Annotated in this window: 14 protein-coding genes; 3 read left to right on the top strand and 11 right to left on the bottom strand. The window is 57.8% G+C overall.

Going from position 1 to position 18,102, the window contains the following annotated elements:
- The first annotated feature begins 180 nt into the window (after nucleotides 1-180).
- Both ompC and F3I15_RS07135 read left to right on the top strand, forming a co-directional pair.
- Nucleotides 181-1,287, top strand: coding sequence for a porin OmpC (gene ompC / locus F3I15_RS07140; RefSeq protein ID WP_304621817.1), 1,107 nt, complete (start codon nucleotides 181-183; stop codon nucleotides 1,285-1,287).
- Between the two features lie 200 nt (nucleotides 1,288-1,487).
- The gene (locus F3I15_RS07135; RefSeq protein WP_150017259.1) at nucleotides 1,488-2,678 is read left to right on the top strand and encodes an amino acid aminotransferase; all 1,191 of its coding nucleotides are present in this window, start codon (nucleotides 1,488-1,490) and stop codon (nucleotides 2,676-2,678) included.
- A gap of 56 nt (nucleotides 2,679-2,734) precedes the next feature.
- Here the strand turns inward: F3I15_RS07135 and F3I15_RS07130 are convergent, their stop codons facing one another.
- The 7 genes from F3I15_RS07130 to cmoM all read right to left on the bottom strand — a co-directional run bounded on the left by F3I15_RS07130 (nucleotide 2,735) and on the right by cmoM (nucleotide 13,395).
- Nucleotides 2,735-3,364 (bottom strand): MBL fold metallo-hydrolase, encoded by a 630-nt coding sequence (locus F3I15_RS07130; RefSeq protein WP_150017258.1) that lies wholly within the window; start codon nucleotides 3,362-3,364, stop codon nucleotides 2,735-2,737.
- A 36-nt stretch (nucleotides 3,365-3,400) separates the two neighbouring features.
- Nucleotides 3,401-3,952, bottom strand: coding sequence for a YcbK family protein (locus F3I15_RS07125; protein ID WP_039383591.1), 552 nt, complete (start codon nucleotides 3,950-3,952; stop codon nucleotides 3,401-3,403).
- A gap of 187 nt (nucleotides 3,953-4,139) precedes the next feature.
- Nucleotides 4,140-5,918: a L,D-transpeptidase gene (gene ldtD / locus F3I15_RS07120; protein WP_370513340.1), complete on the bottom strand. Its 1,779-nt coding sequence runs from the start codon at nucleotides 5,916-5,918 to the stop codon at nucleotides 4,140-4,142.
- Nucleotides 5,919-6,106: 188 nt separating this feature from the next.
- A complete protein-coding gene (gene mukB / locus F3I15_RS07115; RefSeq protein ID WP_150017256.1) occupies nucleotides 6,107-10,573 on the bottom strand; it encodes a chromosome partition protein MukB in 4,467 nt (1,488 codons plus the stop codon).
- Nucleotides 10,570-11,310, bottom strand: coding sequence for a chromosome partition protein MukE (mukE, locus tag F3I15_RS07110; protein WP_150017255.1), 741 nt, complete (start codon nucleotides 11,308-11,310; stop codon nucleotides 10,570-10,572). Before mukE ends, mukB begins: the two co-directional genes overlap by 4 nt.
- Nucleotides 11,291-12,613 carry a chromosome partition protein MukF gene (gene mukF / locus F3I15_RS07105; RefSeq protein ID WP_039383581.1) on the bottom strand — a complete coding sequence of 441 codons (1,323 nt, stop codon included), beginning with the start codon at nucleotides 12,611-12,613 and terminating at the stop codon, nucleotides 11,291-11,293. Before mukF ends, mukE begins: the two co-directional genes overlap by 20 nt.
- Nucleotides 12,614-12,624: 11 nt before the next feature.
- On the bottom strand, nucleotides 12,625-13,395 hold the full coding sequence (gene cmoM, locus F3I15_RS07100) for a tRNA uridine 5-oxyacetic acid(34) methyltransferase CmoM (RefSeq protein WP_150017254.1): 771 nt from the start codon (nucleotides 13,393-13,395) through the stop codon (nucleotides 12,625-12,627).
- A 124-nt stretch (nucleotides 13,396-13,519) separates the two neighbouring features.
- On the opposite strand from cmoM, the gene elyC reads away from it, so the two are divergent.
- Nucleotides 13,520-14,305 carry an envelope biogenesis factor ElyC gene (gene elyC / locus F3I15_RS07095; protein ID WP_150017253.1) on the top strand — a complete coding sequence of 262 codons (786 nt, stop codon included), beginning with the start codon at nucleotides 13,520-13,522 and terminating at the stop codon, nucleotides 14,303-14,305.
- A 64-nt stretch (nucleotides 14,306-14,369) separates the two neighbouring features.
- On the opposite strand, the gene kdsB is transcribed toward elyC, so the two are convergent.
- The 4 genes from kdsB to msbA all read right to left on the bottom strand — a co-directional run bounded on the left by kdsB (nucleotide 14,370) and on the right by msbA (nucleotide 18,089).
- Nucleotides 14,370-15,119 (bottom strand): 3-deoxy-manno-octulosonate cytidylyltransferase, encoded by a 750-nt coding sequence (gene kdsB, locus F3I15_RS07090; protein ID WP_094111479.1) that lies wholly within the window; start codon nucleotides 15,117-15,119, stop codon nucleotides 14,370-14,372.
- Nucleotides 15,116-15,298, bottom strand: coding sequence for a Trm112 family protein (locus F3I15_RS07085; protein ID WP_039383570.1), 183 nt, complete (start codon nucleotides 15,296-15,298; stop codon nucleotides 15,116-15,118). The genes kdsB and F3I15_RS07085 overlap by 4 nt, the downstream gene beginning before the upstream one ends.
- A 62-nt stretch (nucleotides 15,299-15,360) precedes the next feature.
- Nucleotides 15,361-16,344 carry a tetraacyldisaccharide 4'-kinase gene (lpxK, locus tag F3I15_RS07080; RefSeq protein ID WP_150017252.1) on the bottom strand — a complete coding sequence of 328 codons (984 nt, stop codon included), beginning with the start codon at nucleotides 16,342-16,344 and terminating at the stop codon, nucleotides 15,361-15,363.
- Nucleotides 16,341-18,089, bottom strand: a complete 1,749-nt coding sequence (gene msbA / locus F3I15_RS07075) for a lipid A ABC transporter ATP-binding protein/permease MsbA (RefSeq protein ID WP_150017251.1) — start codon at nucleotides 18,087-18,089, stop codon at nucleotides 16,341-16,343. The genes lpxK and msbA overlap by 4 nt, the downstream gene beginning before the upstream one ends.
- Nucleotides 18,090-18,102: the final 13 nt, after the last annotated feature.

Raw genomic sequence — 18,102 nt, 5'->3', positions numbered from 1 at the left:
CAATTTTTCTTTTTGATACTCAATTAGGAGATTTGAATCATTTTCGGGCTAGAAATAGCAACTGCGGAGTGAAAAGATGCGTGCAGACATATGAGACACCAAACTTCTTTCAGGGTTCCTGTAAAGTTTTCCTGACGGCAGTGGCAGGTGTCCAGATAACTCCAATGAGGGTAATAAATAATGATGAAGCGCAACATTCTTGCAGTGGTTATCCCTGCTCTGTTAGCTGCCGGTGCAGCAAATGCAGCAGAAATCTATAACAAAGATGGCAACAAACTGGACCTCTACGGAAAAGTTGACGCACGCCACACATTCTCTGACGACGCTGGCAACGACGGCGACGCCTCTTATGTGCGCTTTGGTTTCAAGGGTGAAACGCAGATTACCGACCAGCTGACCGGTTACGGCCAGTGGGAATACAACATCCAGGCAAACGTTGCTGAATCTCAGGGTACTGAAGGTTCCAAAACCCGTCTGGGCTTTGCCGGTCTGAAATTTGGCGACTACGGCTCATTCGACTACGGTCGTAACTACGGCGTAGGCTACGATCCACTGGCGTGGACCGACGTTCTGCCAGTATTCGGCGGCGACTCTGGCCGTTCTGACAACTTTATGCTGGGTCGTTCTAACGGTCTGGCGACCTACCGCAACAGCAACTTCTTTGGTCTGGTTGATGGCCTGGCGTTCGCGGCTCAGTATCAGGGCAAAAACGAAGAGTCCACAAACGGTCGTGGAGCAGATCGCGCAAACGGCGACGGCTGGGGTACTTCTTTAACCTATACCTCTGAGATCGGCGTAGGTGTTTCTGCGGCATACTCCTCTTCTGACCGTACCAACGGCCAGCAGGGCGCTTTCTATGGCAACGGCAGCGAGAAAGCTGACGCCTGGTCAACCGCGCTGAAATATGATGCGAACAACGTATACCTGGCTGCGATGTACGGTGAGAGCCGTAACTCAACCTGGATTACAACTAACGCTGATACTCCTGCAGAACTCAACGGTGCAGTAAACAAAGAGCAGAAGTTTGAAGTTGTAGCTCAGTACCAGTTCGACTTCGGTCTGCGCCCATCCCTGGCTTACGTCCAGTCTAAAGGCAAGGACATCGAGACCTGGGGCGATCAGGACCTGTATAAGTACGTTTCAGTGGGTACTTACTACTACTTCAACAAAAACATGTCTACCTATGTTGACTACCAGATCAACCTGATGGATGAAAATGACTTTACCCGCGCTGCTGGCATCACTACCGATGATACCGTTGGCGTAGGCCTGGTTTACCAGTTCTGATTCTGCGAATCAGCACGGTTTAACCACATAAAACGGAGCCTGATGGCTCCGTTTTTCTTTTCAGTGATCCACCTCGCAATTAGCAGCGCTTATATCCGCCAGCGGCACAATTCTTTTTGAGATGGGCGGTTGGCAAGCCCCGCGTCTGACGTTAACCTGATAGCTCATTTCGCTAAAGTTCACCCAAACGGAACTGACTCATGTTTGAATCTATCTCTGCCGCACCTGCCGACCCTATTCTGGGGCTGGCCGATCTGTTTCGCGCTGATGACCGTCCGCATAAAATTAATCTGGGCATTGGCGTATACAAAGATGAAACCGGAAAAACGCCGGTGCTGACCAGCGTGAAAAAAGCTGAGCAGTATCTGCTGGAAAATGAGACGACTAAAAACTACCTGAGCATTGACGGCCTGCCCGATTTTGCCCGCTGCACTCAGGTGCTGCTGTTTGGCAACGACAGCCCGCTTATTGCCGCAGGCCGCGCCTGCACGGCGCAGACGCCAGGTGGCACCGGCGCCCTGCGCGTGGCGGCGGATTTTCTCGCCACGCAGACCAGCGTTAAACGCGTCTGGGTGAGCAATCCAAGCTGGCCAAACCATAAAAACGTGTTTAACGCTGCCGGCCTTGAGGTGTGTGAATATCAGTACTACGACGCCGCAAACCACACGCTCGATTTCGACGGCATGCTGGCGGCGCTGCAGCAGGCGCAGGCGGGCGACGTGGTGCTGTTCCACGGCTGCTGCCATAATCCGACCGGCATCGATCCGACGCGCGAGCAGTGGCAACAGCTCGCAGCGCTGTCGCAGGAAAAGGGCTGGCTGCCGCTGTTTGACTTCGCCTATCAGGGTTTTGCACGCGGTCTGGATGAAGATGCTGAAGGCCTGCGCATTTTTGCCGCAGCCCATCAGGAGCTGCTGGTTGCCAGCTCCTACTCTAAGAACTTTGGCCTCTATAACGAGCGCGTCGGCGCCCTGACGCTGGTAGCGGCCAGCAGCGACGCGGCTAAAACCGCGTTCAGCCAGGTGAAATACAGCATCCGTGCCAACTACTCCAATCCGCCGTCGCACGGCGCTGCCGTTGTCGCCACTATCCTCAGCAATGAGGCGCTGCGGACTATCTGGGTACAGGAGCTGACCGATATGCGTCAGCGTATTCAGCGCATGCGTCAGCTGTTTGTGAATACGCTGGCAGAAAAAGGCGCGCGTCAGGATTTCAGCTTCATCATTAAACAGAACGGCATGTTCTCATTCAGCGGCCTGACTAAAGATCAGGTTGTGCGTCTGCGTGACGAATTTGGCGTATATGCGGTGAACTCAGGTCGCGTTAACGTGGCAGGCATGACGCCGGATAATATGTCGGCGCTGTGTGAAGCGATAGTCGCCGTACTTTAAGCGAAATGCGTGAACAGGCGGCGGGTGAAGCTCTCACCCGCCGCTTTTTTTTATGGCTACTGCAGGAAAGGATTGGTCAGCCGTTCACGTCCCAGCGTGGATACCGGCCCGTGCCCGGGTACAAATGCAATGTCGTCGCCCAGCGGCAGCAGTTTGGTTTTGATGGCACTGATCAGATCGCTGTGGCTGCCCTGCGGGAAGTCGGTGCGCCCGACGCCGCCGCTGAAGATCACGTCTCCTGAGATAAGCAGCTTTCCGGCGCGGTCAAAAAAGACAATGTGCCCCGGGGTATGACCCGGACAGTGCAGCACCTCCAGCGCCACGTTGCCCAGCTCCACCACATCACCCTCTTCCAGCCAGCGATCCGGCGTCAGCGGTGCACACTCCGGCAGGCCAAACATCCGGCTCTGCGTGGGCAGATTATCGAGCCAGACCTTATCCAGCTGATGCGGGCCGGTTACCGGTATCTGAAAATGGGCCGCCAGCTCAGCCGCCGCGCCGGCATGGTCGAGGTGGCCGTGCGTCAGCAAAATCTGCGACGGCTTCAGGCCGCGCTCCGCCAGCGCCGCTTTGATGGTCTCCGCATCGCCGCCGGGATCGACCAGGGCGGCAATCGCCGTCTCTTCATCCCAGATAGCTGAGCAGTTTTGCGAAAAGGCGGTAACCGGAATAATGTGATAATTCATAACGCTCCATGACCGGCACACGCAGCGCTGCCGGCGTCAGGACCAGTGCCTTGCAGGCCCGGTATCTATGTGTACGAAGTTGCTGCGTGGATAATATCCTACACCACCCGCGCGCATAGATAACGCCGCTTTACGCACATTGCTCAGGGCAATGCCCTCAATATGGAAATCCATCGCCTGGCCTTTGGTATGGTAGCTATGCTTCGCCACGCCAGGGCCCGATTCGCGCAGCATATTGTTGGTCGACAGCGTGCGATAGCCTGAGATGAGCTGCACCGGTTTGCGGGTATCCAGCAGCGCCTGCAGGCGGTAGAGCTGATCGAACAGATGGGGATCGATACTTTTCACTTTATTCGCGCGATAGTCGCGGAAAAAGTGGTTAAGACGCGCCAGCTCGTCGCGGTCGTAGCTTTTACCGTTGAAAAACTCGGTTTTAAGGGTTTCACCGGTATGCATGTTGCTGAGCGTCAGAATACGCGGACGAGAGGTCGACACAGAGGCCAGCGCTGAGCCGGGGAGCAGGGAGAGGCCTGCTGCTGCGCCGCCAAGCAGCAGTAAGCGGCGGCGCTGAGAATCGATATTAGCCATGAAACGAGGTTACCTGAATAAAACACATTGAATGTGTAAAAAGTACACAAGGCCGCACAGTAACGGCAGCATGGATATCAGTCAACCCGGAATCTGTCTCAGAATGTGCAAAACCCGACCAGAAGCAAATTTCTGGCCGGGTTTAAGAGGCGTTTCGCTTATCAACAATCTGGCGAAAATCAGCACGCTACAGCAGGAGCTGCCCTGCCCGCGCCAGCACTTGGCTACCGGAACGCGCCGTATTATCATAATTGTAAATATCTGTACGATATTGCGCCTGTCCGTCATCGCTGACCCAGGCGGTCAGATAGTACAGGTTGACCGGAATACGATGCCGAATCGGCACATAGCGCGTGTCACCCTGCTTCAGCGTGCTGGAAATACGGCTATCATTCCAGCCAGCGTCCTGCAGCAGCAGGTTAGCCAGATCGGAGGCTTTATTTACGCGTACGCAGCCGGAGCTGAGCGCACGAATATCGCGCTGAAACAGGCCGTGGTTTGGCGTATCGTGCAGATAGATGGCGTCTGAACTGGGCATATTAAACTTATAGCGTCCCAGTGAATTGGTAGCGCCCGGTGCCTGACGGATGCGATACGGGAAGCTGGCAGCTGAAACCATCTGCCAGTTGATCATCGTCGGGTCGATCACTTCAGCGTCAGCGCTCCAGCCCGACAGCAGCGTATAGCCGTGCCGGTAGAGATAACCGGGATCCTGCTTCACCTTTGGCACAATATCCTGACGCACCAGCGTGGTCGGCACGTTCCACGGCGGATTGAGCACCACGTTGTTGAGCGCGCTGCGCATCAGCGGCGTTTTGCGATCGGGCCGTCCAACAATAACCCGCGATGAGAGCACCGTACTGCCGTTGTTATAGTAGGTCAGCGAATAGTTGGGAATATTCACCATTATTCCGTTATGCATATCATCCGGCAGCAGCCGCAGACGCTGAATGTTCAGCGCCAGCAGCGAGGCGCGCATCTGCGGTGAGACATTGAGCCACTCGCGGGTGCGCGGGCCAATTGCGCCGTCATCTGCCAGTCCCTGCCAGTGCTGAAAGCGCTTCACGCCCTCAACCAGCGCAGTGTCATAGATATTGCTGGCTGCAGAAGGTGACCCGGCCAGGATATTTCCTGCCGGCTGCGGCGTCGGAGCCGGGAGATCGGTGACGCTGGTGGCGGAGGGGCTCACTGCTACCGGCTGGCTTTCAGCGATCGGCACGGCACCTGCCGGCACCGCATCTTCATCCGGTGCTGGCGTAGTAGTGTGGTCAGATGCGGTCAGCATACCGGTGCGCTGAAGGATTTCCCGCAGCGCCGGCACATCATCGCTAACCTGCCCCGGACGCAGCGTCGCTTTGTCACGCAGCTGCGGCCAGGGACGATTATCTGTAAGCAGCGTTTTCAGCGCCGCATGCATCGGCTGATACTGCGGATGCTGCGGCTGCAGAGAGATCACAAACGCGCGGCTGCCGCCAGCGTTGACCGCATTCTGCCACTGATTGATCGCTGACAGCGACGGCATGGTAAGCCGGTAGGGCACGTTACTGTAAAGCCAGGTTTCACCCTGCGCCGGTACGCCCGCCACAAACTGCAGATAACCCAGCATGGCATCGCTCAGCACCACGTCACGCGCAAAGCCTTTAATGTCCGGATCGGTCAGCCGCTCAACCCAGCGGCTGAACTGCGGCTGCACGCCTGAAAGCGCGACCTCAGCCAGCTGCTGCTGAAACGCCTGTACCGCATCGCGGTCCTGCCAGAGTGGCGCCATTCCGCGCGCTGCATAGAGACCCGCCAGGCCCGGCAGGTAAAAAGGGCGATCGCTGGCGCTGAACGCCTGCAGGATCTGCTGCTGGCTGGCCGCCACTGACGTGGTGCCGTGCCCGCCGGCTGTCATGCTGGCGGTTTGTGCAGCCTGCCCTGCGGCCAGCGGCAAGCCTGCCAGCACAACGCTAAACACCAGCGCCATGCGATTAAATCTGAACGTTTTACTCAGCAACATCCCTGCCCCCTTGTTACCTGAGACGCAGCCTGCCCTGTGCGCTGCGTACAACCTGACTTTCATGATGAGTATATAAAGAAAAAACGGCATTCGCCTCTCAGGGCCAATGCCGTTTACAGATTAACGCTGGTTGCGCGGTTTAACCAGACAGGCGCTTAGCTATTTTGCGTTTCCAGCCCCAGCTCGCTTTGCGCCGTTTTTACCGGTGCCGGATCGGCGGAAAAACCACGCAGGCCCACTACGTGCACATGCTCCGTATTGTTAAATACTTTACGAACCAGTTTATAGGTGGTGCCTTTTTCCGGACTGATATTTTCCGGCGCGGCGATCACCAGCTGCATCTCCAGACGCTCACAGAGTTCAAACAGCGTCGCGATTGAGCGGGCATCCAGACGCGCCGCTTCATCGAGGAACAGCAGACGGCACGGCGAGATATCTTTGCCGCGCAGACGACGCGACTCCTCTTCCCAGCTCTGCACAACCATCACCAGAATTGACATCCCGGTACCGATCGCCTCGCCGGTTGAGAGCGCCCCGCTTTCCGCGCGCAGCCAGCCGTCGGAACCGCGGTTTACTTCAACTTCCATCTCCAGATAGTTGCGGTAATCCAGCAGCTCCTCACCGATGGTCTGCGGCGTACGCTGGCCCATATCAATCTGCGGATTGAGACGCTGATAGAGTTTGGCCAGCGCTTCCGAGAATGTCAGCCGGTTACTGGTAAAGAGATCCTGATGCTGCTCGTGCTCTTCGGAGAGCGTATCCAGCAGCGTAGCGTGCGTCTCACGCACGTTGACGTTAAGCCGCACGCTCTTCACCTGACCAAAACTCACCGTCTGCAGCCCCTGGTTCAGCTGCCGGATGCGGTTCTGTTCGCGCTGAATAGTCTTGCGAATAATATTGGCCGCACTGCGTGAGCTGATCGCCAGCGTCTGCTCACGCGCCGTCAGCTCTTCGGTCAGACGGTTCAGCTCAATCTCCATCTGCTCAATCGCCTCGACCGGATCGTCAGTGCGGATAATATCCTGACGGATACGTTCGCGCAGATGCTGATAAACGGCGATAAAGAACTGAATTTTACGCTCCGGACGTCTGGGATCTTCCGACATGCGCAGAACGTCACGCAGATGTTCATTATCCGCGACCGCAAGACGCAGCGCGCCAAGGGCTTTATCGGACATTGAGCGCAGCTCGTCACCGCTCATATAGGCCAGCTCGCGCCGGTGCAGACGTCGCTCCACGCCGTTGTCTTTCACCAGACGCAGTACCGAGCACCAGCCCGCTTTGGCACTGACCACCTGCTCACGCAGGACGCGATAATCGCGCTCCAGCTTACGCAGCTTTTTCTGCAGGCTGTCCATTTCTGCTTCACAGAACGTCAGCTGTTTCTCCAGCTGGTTACGCCGCGCCCGGTTATGGCTGAGCGCGGTATAGAGTTCATCGCGCCGGATACGCGCCCGCTCTTCCGCGCTGGCATCGGCGTGAACGCCGATATCCTGCATCTCCTGCTGCAGCTCTTTCAGCATGTCGCGTTTGGCATCGTGCGAACTGCGCAGCGAGGCCAGCACCTGCGAGTACTGCGTCAGCTGCGCCTGATGTTCACGCAGGCGTTCGCGGGCGCGGCTGCGCTCGCCTTCAGCCTGTTCCAGGCGCTGCCGCAGCTTATCAGAGAGATCGCTGTTGCCGGTCAGCATCCCGGCTGAATCGGCATAGCTGAAGTGGGCGCGGCGCTGCACCACTTCCGTCAGCGCAAACGCCTGCTGGCGCGCGCTGAGCTGCTGCGCCTGCGCCTGCTGGTAGTCACGCTGCAGCTGATCGTGCTGCTGCGGATCGTTCTGCAGCACCGCCACCAGCGACTCCAGCTTGCTGAGTTTGCTGCCGTGCTGGTGCAGGAAGCGCGCCGCCTCCTGCGCCTCTTCCACCCGCTCACGGATCTCTTCGCAGCGATCCGGCAGGGTGTCATCCAGCAGCAGGTTGACGCGCGGCAGCAGGCGGTTAAGCTGGGCGACGCCGTCGCGCGCCTGTTCAAACTGCGCACGCTGCTGCTGGTTATTACTCTCATGCTGCGCCAGTCCGCGCTCCAGCTCACTGCGCCGGCCGTTAAGCTGACGGATTTGCGCTTCCGGATCCTCATCAAACGCCACCGCCAGATGGCTGCCGATAAAGCGGCTGAAAGACTGATGCAGACGCTGCGTTTTCTGTACGTCAAATGAGAGCGTCGCGTAGCGTTCTGCCAGCCTGTCGCGTTCAATGCCCAGCAGCTCAAGCTGGTTTTCACGTGCGGCGCGGCCAAACAGCGGCACCTTAGGAAAACGCGAATAGCGCCACTGACGCTCGGCGACTTTGACCACGACAGCTTTATCCAGCTCATCTACGCTGAAGACGCTGTCATCAAAGGATTGCGGATCGCCCTCGATCAGATAGAGATCTTCCGGGCACTCTTCCAGCCCTTCGAGCTGTTCGCGTATCAGCGACAGATCCGGCACCACGATGGCGTGGCGGGAAGGCCCGTAGAGCGCGGAAAAATAGGGGGCATCGTCCAGCGTAACATCGTCATAAATTTCGGAGAGCAGCACGCCGCCAAAGCGTTCTGCCAGCTGCGTGAGGCGTGCATCTTCCGCGCCGCCTGGCTGGCTGAGGCGTTCAATCTGCTGCTCAACGTCGCGTTTACGCGCCGCAATTTCATCGCGCTCTACGGTGGTTTCACGCTCGCGCTCCAGCAGCTGCTGCATAAAGGCGGTCACCTGCTGACTGCTGCTCAGCTGCTCACCGGTCTGTTCGCTAAGCTGCGTCAGGATCTCCTGAGCGGCCAGCCAGTGCGGTGCGCGTGCCGTCAGCGTTGCGATACGTTCGCGCAGCTGCTCCAGCTCCTGACGCATCTGCATGCGCTGTTCACCGGCATCGGCAACGGTGGCGCTGAGCTGCTCAATCTGCGCTTCCAGCTCGCGCTGCAGCCCTTCCAGCGCGTCTGCTTCATAGTGCTGGCCCTGACGTTTGCAGAACTCTGCCAGCAGGCGTTCAGCCTCATGCTGCTCGCGCAGGCGACCTTCTGATTCGTTAAGACGCAGCCGCAGTGACGCCAGCTGATCGGCATAGTGACGCTGATTTGCGGCGTCGCGCAGCAGCTGGCGGCCCACCTGCCAGGCGTCCTGACGGCTGACCTCACCGGCAATGCTGGTCACCAGCGCCAGCGCCTGCTCAAACTGGCTGTGTGCGGCTTCCGCCATACTCAGTTTCTGCTCCAGCCGCAGCAGCTGGCCGGTCGCCTCTTCGTTGCGTGCCTGGAACGTCTCCAGCCAGTCAGCGGCGTTATCAATCGTCAGGTCCGGCAGCTGGCAGCGCGTACGGGCTTTCTCCAGCGCCTGCAGCGCCTGCTGATACTGAATAGAGCGCGTCTGCTGCACATCCAGCGCCTGCTGGAAATCGGCCAGCTGACTTTTCAGCTCATCCACTTCAATTTCAGCGGCTTCGGCGCGCGCCTCATTCTCTTCCTGGATCTCACGCGCTTCAGCTACGACCTCATTCTGCTCTTCCAGCCGGTAGCTCAGCTCTTCGAGATCGGCGTCATAACGCGCGATTTTCTCCTGCTGGCGCATTGCGGTCTGCACCAGATTAAGATGATCGCTGGCCGCCTGATAATCGATTTCCAGATCGCTTTCAGCGGCGCTGTGCTCAGCCAGCTCACGCGCCATTTCCACGTGACGATACTGCTCCGACACCAGCTGGTTGCGGCTGCTGAACAGCTCATTGCGCAGCTGCAGCGCCCCATCCAGATGTACGCGCCGTTCGTTTGCATGACGCATATAGTCAGCTGAGACGTAGCTGGTCGCCTCAGAGATCAGATGTTTGAACAGATCGCGATCGGACTGCGTCACGCGAATCGCTTCCAGCGTCATGCGGTTCTCACGCAGTGCTGCTTCCATATCCTGAAACGCTTTACGCACGCCGCCGTTTTCCGGCAGCAGATAGTCACGCAGCGAACGGGTGATGGCGCTGGAGATACCGCCGTAGAGGGACGCCTCAATCAGCCGGTAGAATTTACTGCGATCGCTGGCTGAACGCAGGCGACGCGGCACCACGCCGAGTTCAAACAGCATGGCGTGATAATCAGTAATGGAGCTGTACTGGCGGAACTGCACGCCTTCCTGCGCTTCAACGCGATCTTTAACCTCTGTCAGCGGCAGCACACGCGCCTGACGGCTGTTAAGGATCTCGGTCAGCATGTCCGTGGGCAGCGCATCCGCGGGCAGGCCATGAATACTGAAGGGTTTGATATCCACTTTTTTATCGCGCCCGGCCACCTGCTGCAGACGCACCCCGACCACAACGCGCTGATGGCGTGAGTTGACGACATCGAGCACTGAATAGCAGACGCCAGCGCGCAGTTTACCGTGCAGACCTTTGTCGCGGGAACCTGACGTGGCGCCTGCTTCCGTTGTGTTACGGAAGTGCAGCAGGGTTAAATCGGGGATCATCGCCGTAACAAACGCGGCCATGGTGGTGGATTTACCGGCACCGTTACCGCCTGAAAGCGTGGTCACCAGTTCATCGAGATCAAAGGTGCGGGCAAAAAAGCCATTCCAGTTGATCAGTGTCAGCGAACGAAACTTACCGCGTTCAATCATACCTGCTTCTCCTCCGCGTTATCAGTCGCATCACCGCTCTCTGAATGTTCACTCTCCTGCTCCGCCTCATCGGCTGTTGCAGAAACGGCAGCCTCTTCGGGTGTCATCGCTTCACCCACGCGGATCAGGCGCAGCTGCGCCTCACGCGCATCGTCACCGCTGCGTACGTCAGCACCAAAGCGAAAGACTGATTCCATAATGCGAAATTTGCTGCTGTCGTTACCCATAAACCACACCATTCCCAGGCGGCGCAGACGGCTCAGTGAGGCGCGCATCTTCTCCTGCAGGCGGGTGCGATCGAGATCGGAACCGGTTGAGCGCTGATTAACCAGCTTAAGCAGCTTGTGTTCATCCGCCAGCGACAGCAGCTCATCATAGAGCTCCTGCTGGGTAAAAATACCCTCGTTTGCCAGACGCTCCGGGCTCAGATAGAGGTAACAGAGAATTTTGCCTACCATCATATCCAGCTCAGAGAGCACCGAGCGTGGGATCAGCGTGGTTGAGCGCGGCCGCAGGTAGAAAAAGCCTTCTGGCGCGCGGATCAGCTCCACGTTATAGCGAGCATAAAACTCTTCAAGATAGGTTTGGTAGTCCATCAGAAAAGCGTGATTATCCAGCTCTTCGATACCGATATGCCGGCCTGCGCGCAGCTGACTGTCGAGCGCCGGAAAAAGGGGATTGGCCAGCGCCAGTGCCAGTTTAACCGGCATCACTTGTTCAATATTTGTCGATGACATGCGCCTGCACCTTGGCTCCGTAATCATTAATGGTCTGCCATTCTGCTGGCAAACCGGCTAAATCTGCTTCAGCAACGCCCAGCCGCACCGCCTGATCGATCACGATACGCGCCAGATCGAAATGGCGCGCGCGCGGATATTGCGCAAGATATTCGCGCATGACGGTGGCAAGATGCAGCGGTTTTTGCTCGCGACGATATACAGCCAGCGCCTCTTCAATCATGGCGGCCAGCTGCTCGCGGATCTCGTTAAACTCTTCATACTCCATTTCCGGCGGAAGCTCGCCCATGACCTCATCGTTACGCAGCGTCATCTCTTCATCGCGCATATCGAGCAGGCGGTCAGCGCTGGCGTAAGTCAGCATCCACGGCTGATCAAAATAGTTCTGTACCGACTGACGCAGTCGCTGTGCAAAGACCCGATTTTTATCCATATCAATCGCGGTACGGATAAACTTATGTACGTGACGGTCATAGCCGATCCACAGGTCAATCGCCTGCTGACCCCAGCTGATAATGCGATCGAGTTTGTTCTGCAGGTCATAAACCAGTTTGTCGACAAAACCGAGATCGGGACTGCTCAGCGTGGCATCCTGGATGCGCAGCAGGTTAGCCTGCAGCTTATCGCCCGCCGCTTCCAGCGTATCCTGCAGTTCACGCAGCGTGCCGGAGGTCTCAGAGAGCAGCAGTTCACAGCTGGAGATCGCGGCGCGCCAGTCTTTATTGAGCAGCGCGGCGATATCATTTTTTACCGTCTGCTGCTGCTCATCCATCAGGCGCTGCGTCATATCGATGCTGTCAAAAATCTCGGCAACCGAATATTTCAGCGGAGCAAATACGTTGCGGTGCCAGTGAAACTCATCGCCATCTTCTTCAGCGGCGTCAGCAGCGCGCTTCAGCTCCTGACCCACAATTGAGAGCTGCATTGAGAGACGCAGCGTAGAGAATTCGCGCTGGCGGATATAGTAGTCGGTGATGCCAATTCCCAGCGGCGTCAGGCGATAGATAGCGTGCCCTTCAGACACCTCGCTGGTAAACCGGTTAAGCAGTCGCTGCCGTACCAGGTCGTTAATCGCATTGTTCGCACGCACCTGGACGGTTTCATGCGTCTGTTCAAACGCTTTGCTGACGTGACGAAAGGCGTCAGTCAGCTCACCTTCACTCATTTCACCGTCCATGCGCTCACCGTTAAGGGTGGCGATGGCCAGCAAAAAGGCCAGACGTTCTACCGGCAGCGCAAGCGAGAAATCGTTTTTGCGTGCCCAGGCCACCAGTTCTGGCACCGTCTGGGAAAAATCGCTCATAGTTGATCCTTTTACCTGGGTTTGCGCGCCGTCACATGGATATAACGCCCTAAGCTTAAAAAGGGCTCCTGACGACAGTAGCGCCGCTCCATTTCAATAATCTCTTCCACGCTCTTACCTGCACCGGGCTGCGGTTTCATGTAATCACTGAACACGCGAACACCGGTGCGCTGCTCAATCACAAAACCGCACTGCGTCAGCCATTGATAGACGTCCTGCGGCTCGCGCGGAAAATCGGGCGACAGGGTACGCTTTTTGCGTTTGGTCATATTGGCGCGCAGGTAGCCGAAATTACCCAGCGTAAGCGTGCGAAACGTCAGCCCGTGCGCGTTGTAAAACATCAGCGACAGCACACCGCCTGGTTTCAGCGTCTGCCACAGCGCCTGCAGCACGGCCAGCGGATCGGCCACCCACTCCAGCACCGCGTGAAACAATACCAGATCGACTGGCGTATCCAAATGCTCGCCTACCTGCTGAGCGCTGACTTGCCGGAACCGCATATTGTGGCTGACGCCGGTTTCCCGTGCGTGGTCCGCCGCCAGTTTCAGCATTTCAGCGGAGAGATCGCAGAGCGTGACCTGATGCCCGCGGGCAGCGAGTCCGCTGGAGATTTGACCCACGCCGCCGCCAGCATCCAGCACAGCGAGCGGTCCGGCAGGCAGTGACGGCAGCAGCGCCTCCAGCTCATCCCACAGAATGGCCTGACGCACCAGCCCTTTGCGGGTGCCGTAAATGTTTTGCGAGAATTTATCCGCCAGATCGTCGAAATTACGATCCTGCATGGTGTGCGCTCCGGTTTGCGGCAGTTAACTTGTGCTATTTTGTCACAGGCTCACCAGGAATGAACCTTTCACGCTGCAGTAACTGTCTGGCTGCTGTTTTTTCAGACAAAAGGAGTAAAAAAGGATGTTATTTGCCTTAAAAAAAGTCACTGGCGGTTTGCTTCTGCCTTTGCCGCTGCTGTTACTGCTGATGGCAGCCGGACTTTTGCTGCTCTGGCTGACGCGCTGGCAAAAAAGCGCCAAAGTTTTACTCTCCGTCAGCTGGCTGCTGCTGCTGTTGCTGAGTCTGCAGCCGGTGGCCGATCGCCTGCTGCTGCCGCTGGAAAACCGCTACCCGACGTGGAACGGTACGACGCCGGTGGCCTGGATTGTGGTGCTGGGCGGCGGTTATACCTGGAACCCGGACTGGGCGCCCGGCTCTAACCTGATTGGTAACAGCCTGCCGCGCGTGACGGAGGGCGTAAGGCAGTGGCGACGCAACCCGCAGGCCAAAATGATTTTTACCGGTGCGGCGGCAGGCCAGAATCCGCGCAGCAACGCCGCGGTTGCCGCCGACGTCGCGATGAGCCTTGGCGTACCGCATAGCGCCATCATTACGCTTGATTCGCCGAAAGATACCGCTGAAGAGGCGCAGGCGGTAAAACAGATGACGGGCAGCAGCGCATTTCTGCTGGTCACCTCCGCCAATCATCTGCCGCGTGCGATGGCTTTTTTTCACCACGCCGGACTGGCACCGATCCCCGCGCCCGCCAATCAGATGGCGATCGTCTCGCCGCTTAACGGCTGGGAGCGTGCGCTGCCCTCGCCACTCTGGCTGAGCCACAGTGAACGGGCTATTTATGAGACGCTGGGACAGATCTGGCAGCATTTGCGCGGTCAGTCGGGCAGCCGTGACGACGCTGCGCCCTGATGCCAGAAAGCTAAAGTGTCAGACAGAGCCAGCGGCGTTGCGCCTGCTGGCCTGACAGAGAGAGTTAACGCTGCATCGCCGCGCGTACGCGCGCCAGATCTTCTGGTGTATCCACGCCCACGCTCGGGATAGTTGTGGCAACGGCCACATGAATTTTTTCGCCATACCAGAGCACGCGCAGCTGCTCCAGTAGCTCAATCTGCTCCAGCGCACAGGGCTGCCAGGCGACGTAGCGGCGAATAAAGCCGGCGCGGTAGGCATAAATACCGATATGCCTCAGCAGCGTATCTCCCGCCTGCTCACGCGACTGCGCATAGCGCTCGCGATCCCAGGGAATGGTGGCCCGTGAGAAATAGAGCGCGTAGCCCTGCCGGTCGGTTACCACTTTAACCGCATTCGGATTAAACGCCTCATCGGCATCAGCGATTGGCACCGCCAGCGTGGCCATGCCAGCCTCTGCCGCGGCGAGATTCTCCGCCACCTGACGCACAATGCCGGCCGGGATCATCGGCTCATCGCCCTGCACATTGACAATGATAGTGTCATCGTCAAAGTTGCAGGCTTCAATGACTTCAGCCAGCCGTTCGGTGCCGGACTGATGATCGGCGCGCGTCATACAGACTTCACCGCCGGCCGCAGTCACTGCCGCAGCGACTTCGGGGTGATCGGTTGCAACGATTACGCGATCGGCTCCCGACTCCCGCGCACGCTCCATGACGTGCACGACCATGGGCTTACCGTGGATATCGACCAGCGGTTTACCCGGCAGACGCGTCGAAGCGTAGCGCGCCGGAATGATAGCAACAAAACTCATGGATGGATCTCTTCAGCCGTCAGCGTTCGCGCCTCGGTTTCCAGCAGCACCGGAATGCCATCCCGGACCGGGAATGCCAGTCCGTCAGGCTTGCAGATAAGCTCCTGCTGCGCCTTGTTGAAGTAGAGTTTTCCGTTACAAACCGGACAGGCCACAATCTCAAGTAAACGGTGATCCATACTTTTCTCCTTTCAGGATCGGGGTCAGTTAGTCAGCATACCATAGCGGTTGCCAGACTCTATTACGCGCCGCGGGCCAGCCGGGTGATATCGTCGAGCAGCGGTGCCACTGCCGCACCAGAAAGCTGCGCCTCTACCGGCAGATACCACCAGTTGTCGCGCGCAAACTTGCGGCACTTCACCGCATCTTTCTCCGTCATCAGCAGACATTGTCCGCTCAGCGTCAGGCCGGCAAGCTCCGGCTCGCTGTAAGCGTGATGATCGGCAAACGCGATTTCTGCTACCGTTTTAATGCCCTGCTGCTGCAGCGTGGCGAAAAAGCGCGGCGGATGACCAATGCCGGCCATCGCCACGATATCTGGCAGCGCACTGAGCGCAGCGGTTTCGCCCGATAGCAGGTTAACCGCCCGACCCGGCTGCAGCGTCATGGCAATTTCCGGACTGATGGCATTGCCACCATTAACGATCACCGCATCCACCTGCTGCAGCCGGTGCGCACGCTCCCGCATAGGCCCGGCGGGTAACCACCAGCCGTTGCCAAAGCGGCGCACGCCATCCACCACCACAATTTCGCGATCGCGCTGCAGCGCGTAGTGCTGCAGGCCATCATCCGTGATGATGATGTCCAGCGAATGCGCCGCCAGCAGCGCTTCGATAGCCTGACGGCGCCGGGGCGCCACGGCAACCGGTACGCCGGTGCGTTGCGCAATCAGCACAGGTTCATCCCCTGCCTCGGCCGTTGAGGTTTCCCCGGTCACCAGTAGCGGATAGTGTGCCGCTTTCCCCCCGTAGCCGCGTGACACTACGCCCGGACGCAGCCCGCGCGCCTGCAGCGCTTCTGTCAGCCAGATCACCACCGGCGTCTTACCGTTACCGCCTGCCGTCAGGTTACCGACCACCACCACCGGACAGGGTGCCCGCCAGCTCTGCTGCCAGCCACGCTGATAGCTCAGGCGAATCAGCCAGGTAATGGCACCATAAAGCAGGCTGAGCGGCCATAGCAGCAGCCACAGCGGTGAGCGCCCGCTCCAGATGCGCTCAATCATTGACCGAACTGTAACTTATGCAGCTGTGCATAAGCCCCTTTCTCCGCCAGCAGCAGCTCATGCGTACCGCGTTCAACAATACGACCATCCTCGACCACCACGATCTCATCTGCTTTTTCAATGGTAGAGAGGCGGTGTGCGATCACCAGCGAGGTCCGGTTTTTCTGCAGCTCATCCAGCGCCGACTGAATGGCGCGCTCTGACTCCGTATCCAGCGCAGATGTCGCCTCATCCAGAATCAGAATCGGGCAGTCGCGCAGCAGCGCGCGCGCAATCGCAATACGCTGGCGCTGGCCACCAGAGAGCAGTACGCCGTTTTCACCGATGATCGTATCCAGGCCTTTATCCATTTTGTTAATGAAATCCATAGCGTGCGCCATGGTAGCGGCCTGTTCAATCTGTGCCCGGCTATAGTCACCGTTACGCGCATAAGCAATGTTATTGGCGATGGTGTCGTTAAACAGATGCACATTCTGTGATACCAGCGCTACCTGATTACGTAATGAGCGCAGGGTGTATTCACGCAGATCGTGTCCATCCAGCCGAATTTCGCCGGAATCGATATCATAAAAACGCGTCAGCAGGCTGGCCATGGTCGATTTACCCGAGCCGGAGCGGCCGACAAGCGCAACCGTTTTACCCGCCGGCAGCGTCAGGTTAATATCGCGCAGCGCCGGGATCTCACGCCCCGGATAGGTAAAGGTCACGTTGCGAAACTCAACGTCGCCCTTAGCACGCTCAATCGTGCGCGTGCCGTTATCCACTTCCTGCTCGCTGTCGAGGATAGAGAACAGCGTCTGGCAGGCTGCCATACCGCGCTGGAACTGGGCGTTAACGTTGGTCAGCGATTTCAGCGGGCGCATCAGGGCAATCATGGAAGAGAAGACCACGGTAATGGTACCGGCGGTCAGCGTTTCCATCACGCTGGGGAAGCTGGCGGCATAGAGTACAAACGCCAGCGCCAGTGAGGCGATAAGCTGGATCACCGGATCGGAGATGGATGAGGCAGAAACCAGTTTCATCCCCTGCTGACGCATTTTATTGCTGACCTGAGAGAAACGTTCCGCTTCCACTTCCTGACCGCCAAAAATCAGCACTTCTTTGTGCCCTTTCAGCATCTGTTCTGCGCTGGTGGTGACCTGTCCCATGGTGTTCTGCATGTTTCGGCTGATGTTGCGAAAGCGCTTTGAAACGGTACGGATTGCGAACGAGACCAGCGGTGCCAGCAGGATCAAAATCAGTGAGAGCTGCCAGCTGTAGTAGAACATCATGATAAACAGGCCGATAATCGAGGCGCCCTCGCGCACTACGGTTACCAGGGCACTGGATGAGGAGGAGGCCACCTGTTCTGAGTCATAGGTAATACGTGACAGTAGCGTGCCGGTAGACTGCTGATCAAAGAACGCCACCGGCATTCCCATCATGTGTCCGAACAGACGGCGACGCATGTTCATCACCACATTACCTGAAACCCAGGAGATGCAGTAGCTGGAGATATAGCTGGTGACGCCACGTATCAGCATCAGGCCCATGACAGCCAGCGGCATCCACAGCAGAACAGATTTATCCGCTTTACCGAAACCATCATCCAGTAAAGGTTTCAACAGGGAGAGCATTAGGGTGTCGCCTGCCGCATTGAGCACCAGTGCCACGGCGGAGACGATAAGGCCAGCCTTGTGCGGCGCAATCATTGGCCAGAGCCGGCGGAATGTCTGCCAGGTTGAGAGATCTTTGTCTTGATGCATTATTTATTCACGC

It is taken from the genome of Pantoea sp. M_9, assembly GCF_008631385.1.
GTDB lineage: Bacteria > Pseudomonadota > Gammaproteobacteria > Enterobacterales > Enterobacteriaceae > Pantoea > Pantoea eucrina.
This window is presented reverse-complemented; position numbering and strand designations above follow the sequence as displayed.